This is a genomic window from Shewanella sp. SG41-3 (assembly GCF_014164545.1).
Classification (GTDB): Bacteria; Pseudomonadota; Gammaproteobacteria; order Enterobacterales; family Shewanellaceae; genus Shewanella; species Shewanella vesiculosa.
This window is the reverse complement of record NZ_JACJFJ010000006.1, coordinates 327,588-335,877: the sequence shown is the minus strand read 5'-3', so window position 1 is coordinate 335,877 and position 8,290 is coordinate 327,588. Positions and strand designations below refer to the sequence as shown.

Sequence of the window (8,290 nt, the reverse complement as noted above, 5' to 3'; positions counted from 1 at the left end):
GATAAACAACAGCGCAGCTTTAATGGCTTAAATCAACTGGTGCAAATCAACGTTAACGGCAAGCTGACGCAATACGAATATGATGCCTTAGGCCGTCGCAGTGCAAAAATCACCGAACTCGGTCGAACCGACTTTATTTGGGATAATCATCAGCTGATTGGCGAATGCACCTTAGCTGAATACACCTGGTTTATTTATCAGCCTGATACTTTCACACCTGTAGCACTAATTAAGTCCGGGCAGGTTTATTATTACCATTTAGTCCAACTCGGCACGCCGATTTGCTTGACCGATGAAAACACCCAAATTGTCTGGCGCAGCCAACAAGACGTGTTTGGTCAAACTATTGAAGGCTTAGATTTTGAGGTGGGGATAATGAGCATGTTGATTATTCAGCTCTGCAAGACAAAATTACTAACCCAATCCGTTTTCAAGGCCAATACTTTGATGACGAATCAGGGTTACACTACAATCGTTTTAGGTACTACAGCCCTCAGCAAGCTCGATTTATACACCAAGACCCTATTCGTTTGGTGGGCGGTATAAACCATTATCAATATGCCCCAAATTCAGTGAATTGGGTGGATCCGTTTGGTTTAAGCTGTAAAGAGTTTACTGCTTCTGAAGAATCAGCATCTTACCAAGGGCAAGAGCCATATATCGGAGTTGATAATCTCGAAAACATCGCTATTCCAAAAGGAATGTTACTAGCGCATATAACTTGGAAAGAGCAAGGTGGGATCACTGGAAATTATTTTACAACTCAAGGTGCTGTTGAAATAGCAAGGGCTAAAGATGGTTTTGTTAGCTCTAAAGCGTTGAATCAGGGAGTGCAAGTTTATGCGGGTGATGGTCGTGATGAGTATAAAAAATATGTACAGATATTTGAAGTTAAAGAAGATATTCCTCTCGGGGCTGCCGCTGTTGGGTCGATAAAAGCAAACCCACAATTTAACCCATGACGTTATTAAACACACGAACAGTACTTTATTCAAGATAGTCAGTTGAGTAAATTGGCTCTGGTTCGAAACTCACTAGAAAAAATGAAAGATATTAATGCTCCAGATATAAGTCAAAAATTAAATATACTAAGAGCAAAGGGTAATAAATAATGAATAAAACAAAAGTTTTGCCTTATCCTAGAGATGGGGAACCTAGCTGTTCTCACTTGCAGCCTGTAGTTGATTACTTAATTAACAATGGTAATAAGTCAGTAAATACATATTTTTGGGGTAATAATAGAACGGGATATTTTTGTCATTTACGATATGACATCGATTTTAATGAATTAAAAAAAGTATTCGACTTTCCTGAGAGTATTAAACTAAATGAAAAAAATCAGACGATCGATTGTTTTAACACCTACTCTTCAATAAATATAACATAAAAGTCAATTAAAAAATGAGGAGATAACTGATAAATAATCATATTTAGTCAAGTTCTGGTGGTTTTTCTAAAATATTTGGTCTGTTAGGGGAAATAATTCGCCAACCATTGCTGAAATGAAAAATGTGACCACTATTCATTTAACATCGATTAAAGGATAAACACTTGAGCAATGTAATATGTAAACCATTGGGATTAATAGATCATCGTAATCTTAAAAGTGATGAGGAAGTATTGTTAATGGTTGATTATGAGATGTTTTCTGATGAGACAACTTTACTCATTAAAAAGGGTAGCCACTTGGTTATATCGACTGATTTTTATTCAAAAATGAAAAAGAAAAGAAGATATTCACAGTCCGAATATCCGTTAACCGCATTGCCGTGGATTATTGACCGAATAGAAAATGGTTTTTTTAAAAATCCGGATGCAGGAGGTTTTTCAGACTTTGAACGCAATACTACTGCGGAATTTGAAACCGAAACCATTGGCATTAATGCCATGGCACATTGTTGCACTGAAAACTTACCTGGCTTAAATATTTGGAATGGTAATAGGAAAAGTTATATTTCTAATATAACACCTCACGAGTGGAATATTCCTAATTATATGTTGAAAGATGGTTTGTTAGATAAACTAAAAATAATAGCCGATAAATACTCATGAATGTATTACTGTAGCTATTATACTAATGACAAGGATAATACGATGTCATCGATAAAAATAACTCAAGCTGTCGGGCTGGGTGGAGCTAACAATGTAAACGATGTAAAAACAGTTCAAAGCGGTTTAAACAAACTACTTAAATTCATTCCTCCTACAAAATCATTAATTGCTGATGGCCGTTTAGGCTCTAGGCCTGAAAGCTCTAAAACCGTTGCAGCGATTAAGTTATTTCAAAACAAAGTACTTAATATGCTACGTCCAGATGGCAAAATTGACGCGAATGGTCGAACTCATCGAAAGATAAATGAAAAGTTAATAGCCGTATCAAGCAAGTTTAACTATAAGTTACCGATAGCATCTATTGATATTCCAACATTATCAGAGTCTGATTATCTAGATATTGCGAATCAACTTGGCTGTAAAGTCGCTGCAGTCAAAGCTGTTGCGGACGTTGAGTCTTCTGGTGATGCATTTTTTTCAAACGGAAAGCCAAAAATTTTATATGAAGCCCATATTTTTTCTCATTTGACAAATCACAAGTATGATCAGAGTAACCCATCTGTATCCAGCAGAACTTGGAATCGAAGCTTATATAACGGTGGCTCCCAGGAGTATGCAAGGCTTGAAATTGCCATGACGTTAGATTCTTCAGAGGCTTTGAAGTCGACTTCATGGGGGCGCTTTCAAATTATGGGCTTTAATTATAGTGAGTCAGGTTTTACTAGCGTAGAAGCATTTGTTAAAGCAATGTTCAGCTCAGAAAGAAAACAGCTTGATGCTTTCGTTAGCTTTGTAAAGAATAAAGGGCTAGAAAAGTACCTAATAACGCTAGACTGGGCTTCATTTGCTAAAGGTTATAACGGGTCGCAGTACGAACAGAATAAGTATGATGTTAAATTACAGAAGGCATTTGAAAAATATGACAAAAAGTAAACTCTCTAACGCTTTGTGGGTTTTACCCTTATTTATAGTTGCATCGTGTAGTGCCTCTCAGCGTGATGAGGCAGAGATTATATTTAAATGCCACGCTGAGCAGCCCAAATCGATTGATGTTGTTATTAGTAAAATGGATAACACGTTTAAATTAGAGCAATTTAACATTGCAAGTTCAAAGCTTGCTAATGCAGAGCTAATTAGTGATGTGAGTAAATCGAGCTTCCACCGCTCTTTAGTCACTGAGCACAGTATGACTTTTATACACGGCGATAGTGAAGTCATCGTGAGTGACTACTACAGCGAAGAACTTAATATGATTACTAAAGAAACATCAGTAACAATACAAAAAATTGCTAAAAAAGAATATTGGCTTTGTGATGATTCAGGTTTTAGTAAGTTGGGCTCTGTTGAAGATTTCTAGTAAATTAAAAATGTTCATTATCTTGCTAAAATCAAAGTGGTTAAAGTGGAATAAATGTACCAAGATGATGAAGTAGAAAAGCAGGTCTATTTTGCTGAACAGGCTCATTCATACCTTCGCCTATGCTTTCTTTTACAGTTTATATTTCTCAAAAAAGAGTTCTTCAGAAGAGACTTTGACATGGGGTGGGGGAAACATTTTTGTTTGCTTTGTCATTGTTATATCTTTCACCAACGCAGCAGGTCCGAGGTGGAATAATTCAATTGATATAGATGATCACAACTTAACAATTAATGTTGCAGTTCAACAGTGCCAAAAAAACTTAATTAATGCTCCTAAAAGCTGGAGCTATTGTGTAAAAAAAGTCATTAATATGGGTTCTTGGAGAGGTTTAGTACCTCTTAGCTTGCACACAGGTGATCCGGATTGTAATAGAGTCATCAACAAAGACTAGTTTGAGTTTAATTACCACCAACTCAAACTGATTACGGTAATACAACTTTAATCTGTGAACACTTCTAATATATAGGTTCTAATAAACATAGCTTCTAACAGATTATAAATTTTCAGAAGGTGTTTAGTGTTGATTCATACAATGCGTTCAATAGTAGCTGATGTTTAAATCTAGGTAAAAAAAAAAAGCGCCTTTCGGCGCTTTTTTCTGTTTGGTTAATCAGATGATTAACGCTTATCAACGCTCACAAAATCACGCGCAGATTCACCAGTGTATAACTGACGAGGACGGCTGATTTTATGGCCTGGTTGATCTAACATTTCTTTCCAATGTGAAATCCAACCAACAGTACGAGACAATGCAAATAGCACTGTGAACATATCGTTAGGGATACCAATGGCTTTCATGATGATACCAGAGTAGAAATCAACGTTCGGGTATAGCTTCTTAGAGATGAAGTACTCATCTTCAAGAGCAATACGCTCAAGTTCCATTGCCACGTCTAATAATGGATCAACCACTTTCAGTTCTTTAAGCACTTCATGACAGGTTTCACGCATCACTTTAGCGCGAGGGTCGAAGTTCTTATAAACACGATGGCCAAAGCCCATTAGACGGAATGGATCGTTTTTGTCTTTCGCTTTCTCGATAAACTCAGGAATACGATCAACGCTGCCGATTTCTTCTAACATTTCTAAGCAAGCTTCGTTAGCACCACCATGAGCTGGGCCCCACAACGAAGCAATACCCGCAGCAATACATGCAAATGGGTTAGCGCCTGAAGAACCGGCTAAACGAACAGTAGATGTAGATGCATTTTGCTCGTGATCAGCATGTAATACAAAAATACGGTCCATCGCTTTTTCAACAACTGGGTTGACTTTGTACTCTTCACAAGGAGTAGCAAACATCATCGACAAGAAGTTACCTGCGTAACTTAAATCGTTACGTGGGTAAACAAAAGGTTGCCCCATTGAGTACTTGTAGCACATCGCTGCGATTGTCGGCATTTTCGACACTAAGCGGTAAGCTGCAATTTCACGATGCTTTGGATTGTTAACATCAAGAGAATCTTGATAGAAAGCAGATAATGCACCCGTTACACCACATAGCATTGCCATTGGGTGTGCGTCACGGCGGAAACCTCTGAAAAAGAATGCAATTTGCTCGTGAACCATAGTGTGTTCTTTCACTGTGGAAACAAATTGTTCGTAATCAGCTTTAGACGGTAATTCACCATACAATAGCAAGTAGCATAAATCTAAGTATGTCGATTCAGTAGCAAGTTGGTCAATTGGATAACCACGATGCAACAAGATACCTTGCTCACCGTCGATATAAGTAATTGCTGACTCACAAGATGCAGTAGCTAAAAAGCCTGGATCGAAGGTGAAATACCCTTTTTTTCCAAGTGTACTGATGTCGATAACGTCAAAACCTTCAGTACCTTTCTTAATAGGTAGGTCGATTGAATCGTTTCCTGGTAACTCTAATTTGGCTATATTATCAGCCATACCCCGTTCTCCTTACTTCATTCTTCTATATGAGTGCGGCATGTTAAGCGGTCATTACTTTACAGTGGATCGGGATCACAGATCAATTTAAATAAGCGTTTAAATTCGTTAGACCAAGGTATATGTCTGCTGTAAACCGCTCTAGGCTTGAATTAAATTAAAAAAACAGTAAAAAAACTTATTTTGCATAATGTGATGTTTGTATTTGACAATTCCCGCGAGTATACTTGCCTGCGTCCCTAAGGGAGACTAACGTCACAGTTTAGAAACGATTAATTTACGCACTAAATAGTGGTTTCTCAACTGATTAGATGTTTTAGAGTGATCTGTTATTTGTTTTAAAACGTAAGCTAAGTGTTAGCGTTAGTGGTTAAACAAATAACAGATATATAACAAAAATAATGCTCGACGGAGCTGAGTGAGCAGAACGTGAAAAAGCAAAGACCTGTCCATCTAGACCTGCAGACGATTCGCTTTCCTGCAACAGCGATCGCGTCAATCCTACACCGTGTTTCCGGTGTTATCATGCTATTTGCTATTGGTATTCTTCTATGGTTGTTAAATTCGACTTTAACATCACCAGAAGGGTTCGCTAGCGTACAATCCTTGTTCGATGGTTTCGTGATGAAGTTCATCCTTTGGGGCATTCTAACCGCGTTAGGTTATCACTTGTTAGGTGGCATTCGTCATCTGATTATGGATACTGGTCGCTGGGAAGAGTTAGCTTCGGGTACAGCATCAGCTAAAGCTACGTTTGCTTTAGCAGCGGTTCTATCAATCATAGCGGGGATTTGGGTATGGTAACAAATGCAGCAAGTTTTGGACGTAGTGGTGTTCATGACTATATTCTATTACGCGCAAGTGCAGTGATCCTCGCTTGTTATACTATTTTCTTAGTAGGTTTTATCGCGTGTAGTGCCCCGTTAACTTTCGAAATTTGGAGTGGCTTATTCAGTTCACTCCCAATGAAAGTCTTTACTCTTATAACGTTGGTTGCTTTGCTTATCCATGCTTGGATTGGTGTATGGCAAGTGTTGACTGATTATGTCAAAAATACAGCGTTGCGTGGTGTACTACAGTTTACTTTTGTTGTTATCGCATTGAGTTATTTAGCTTCAGGCATAGTAATAGTGTGGGGTGTTTAAGTGAGTATTCCAGTACGCGAATTTGATGCAATTGTGATCGGCGCCGGTGGCGCAGGTATGCGAGCAGCATTACAGATTTCTAAAGAAGGTAAGAGCTGCGCGCTGTTATCTAAAGTATTCCCTACTCGTTCACATACCGTTTCTGCTCAAGGTGGTATCACCGTAGCATTAGGTAATGCACACGAAGATCATTGGGAACAACACATGTATGACACGGTTAAAGGTTCCGATTTTATCGGTGACCAAGAAGCCATCGAATTTATGTGTAAAACAGGTCCTGAAGCCATCATCGAACTTGAGCAAATGGGTTTACCTTTCTCTCGTTTTGAAAACGGCACCATTTACCAACGTCCGTTTGGTGGTCAGTCTAGAAACTTTGGTGGCGAGCAAGCCGCTCGAACTGCCGCTGCTGCTGACCGAACAGGCCATGCACTGCTTCATTGTTTATATCAACAAAACGTTAAACATAAAACTGACGTTTATTCTGAGTGGTATGCCTTAGATTTGGTTAAAAATGAAGATGACGTTGTTGTCGGTTGTACAGCGATTGAAATCGAAACCGGTGATATTGTTTATTTCAAAGCCAAAGCCACTATTTTAGCCACCGGCGGTGCAGGGCGTATTTACGCGTCTACCACCAATGCTCATATCAATACCGGTGACGGCGTTGGTATTGCAGCTCGCGCTGGTGTTCAGTTACAAGATATGGAAATGTGGCAATTTCACCCTACGGGTATTGCTGGTGCCGGCACATTGGTGACTGAGGGTTGTCGCGGTGAAGGTGGATATCTTTTAAATAAAGATGGCGAACGTTTCATGGAACGCTATGCTCCTAATGCGAAAGATTTGGCATCTCGTGACGTGGTAGCACGTTCAATGATGACTGAAATTCGTGAAGGTCGTGGTTTAGACGGTCCATTAGGTCCGCATTTGTTGCTTAAACTTGATCATTTAGGTAAAGAAACCCTTGAAGCACGTCTTCCTGGTGTATGTGAATTATCCCGTACTTTTGCCCACATTGATCCAGCTGATGGTCCAATTCCTGTGATCCCGACTTGTCATTATATGATGGGCGGTTTACCGACTAAAGTGAGTGGACAAGTTATTCGCCAGAATAACGATGGCACCGAGCAAGATGTATTAGGTTTGTTTGCTGTGGGTGAGATTGCCTGTGTATCAGTACATGGTGCAAACCGTTTAGGTGGTAACTCATTACTTGATTTGGTGGTGTTTGGACGTGCTGCCGGTCAGCATTTAGGTAAAGCGTTAGACGAAACACCTGAGCCTAAAGCGGCGACAGACGAAGAAATAAGTGCATCACTTACACGTCTTAATCGTTGGGAAAGCAACAAAGATGGTGAAGATCCTTCGGTTATCCGTAAAGACCTTCAATTGTGCATGCAGTTAAATTTCTCTGTTTTCCGCAGTGGCGAAGCCATGGCAGAAGGTTTAGAACAGCTTCAAGCAATTCAAAAGCGTCTTGAAAATGCCAAGTTATCTGATAATTCAACAGAATTTAACACTCAGCGTATTGAGTGCTTAGAATTAGACAACTTGATGGCCACCGCGCTGGCAACGGCTTATGCAGCTAACTTCCGTACTGAAAGCCGTGGTGCGCATTCTCGTGAAGATTATTTAGATCGTGATGATGACAATTGGTTATGTCATAGCATATTTGACCCAGTCACTACCGCTATGAGTAAACGTGATGTCAACATGACACCTAAATTGCGCGATGCGTTTCCACCAGTAAAACGTACCTATTAGG

8 protein-coding genes and 1 pseudogene are annotated in these 8,290 nt (G+C 39.4%); 8 read left to right on the top strand and 1 reads right to left on the bottom strand.

The features are described from left to right. The 5 genes and pseudogenes from H5164_RS20210 to H5164_RS14125 form a co-directional block, all read left to right on the top strand. A partial coding sequence (locus H5164_RS20210; protein WP_404948428.1) for an RHS domain-containing protein occupies nt 1-546 on the top strand: 546 nt, incomplete at its 5' end. After that, nucleotides 465-962: pseudogene (locus tag H5164_RS20075) on the top strand (RHS repeat-associated core domain-containing protein); the annotation flags it as partial. The gene H5164_RS20210 and the pseudogene H5164_RS20075, both read left to right, overlap by 82 nt. A gap of 589 nt (nt 963-1,551) precedes the next feature. Then, nucleotides 1,552-2,052 (top strand): hypothetical protein, encoded by a 501-nt coding sequence (locus tag H5164_RS14135; RefSeq protein WP_182756730.1) that lies wholly within the window; start codon nt 1,552-1,554, stop codon nt 2,050-2,052. A gap of 42 nt (nt 2,053-2,094) precedes the next feature. Further along, nucleotides 2,095-2,985: an N-acetylmuramidase family protein gene (locus H5164_RS14130; RefSeq protein WP_182756728.1), complete on the top strand. Its 891-nt coding sequence runs from the start codon at nt 2,095-2,097 to the stop codon at nt 2,983-2,985. Continuing rightward, a complete protein-coding gene (locus tag H5164_RS14125; RefSeq protein ID WP_182756726.1) occupies nt 2,972-3,409 on the top strand; it encodes a hypothetical protein in 438 nt (145 codons plus the stop codon). The genes H5164_RS14130 and H5164_RS14125 overlap by 14 nt, the downstream gene beginning before the upstream one ends. A 681-nt stretch (nt 3,410-4,090) precedes the next feature. On the opposite strand, the gene H5164_RS14120 is transcribed toward H5164_RS14125, so the two are convergent. Next, the gene (locus H5164_RS14120) at nt 4,091-5,377 is read right to left on the bottom strand and encodes a citrate synthase (protein ID WP_124015805.1); all 1,287 of its coding nucleotides are present in this window, start codon (nt 5,375-5,377) and stop codon (nt 4,091-4,093) included. Between the two features lie 429 nt (nt 5,378-5,806). Here H5164_RS14120 and sdhC point away from each other — a divergent pair, with 429 nt between their 5' ends. The 3 genes from sdhC to sdhA are packed head-to-tail and all read left to right on the top strand — an operon-like array spanning nt 5,807 to nt 8,289. Beyond that, the gene (sdhC, locus tag H5164_RS14115; RefSeq protein ID WP_182756724.1) at nt 5,807-6,181 is read left to right on the top strand and encodes a succinate dehydrogenase cytochrome b556 subunit; all 375 of its coding nucleotides are present in this window, start codon (nt 5,807-5,809) and stop codon (nt 6,179-6,181) included. Further along, a complete protein-coding gene (gene sdhD / locus H5164_RS14110; protein WP_124015807.1) occupies nt 6,175-6,522 on the top strand; it encodes a succinate dehydrogenase, hydrophobic membrane anchor protein in 348 nt (115 codons plus the stop codon). The genes sdhC and sdhD overlap by 7 nt, the downstream gene beginning before the upstream one ends. Then, on the top strand, nt 6,523-8,289 hold the full coding sequence (gene sdhA, locus H5164_RS14105) for a succinate dehydrogenase flavoprotein subunit (protein ID WP_124015808.1): 1,767 nt from the start codon (nt 6,523-6,525) through the stop codon (nt 8,287-8,289). Nucleotide 8,290: the final 1 nt, after the last annotated feature.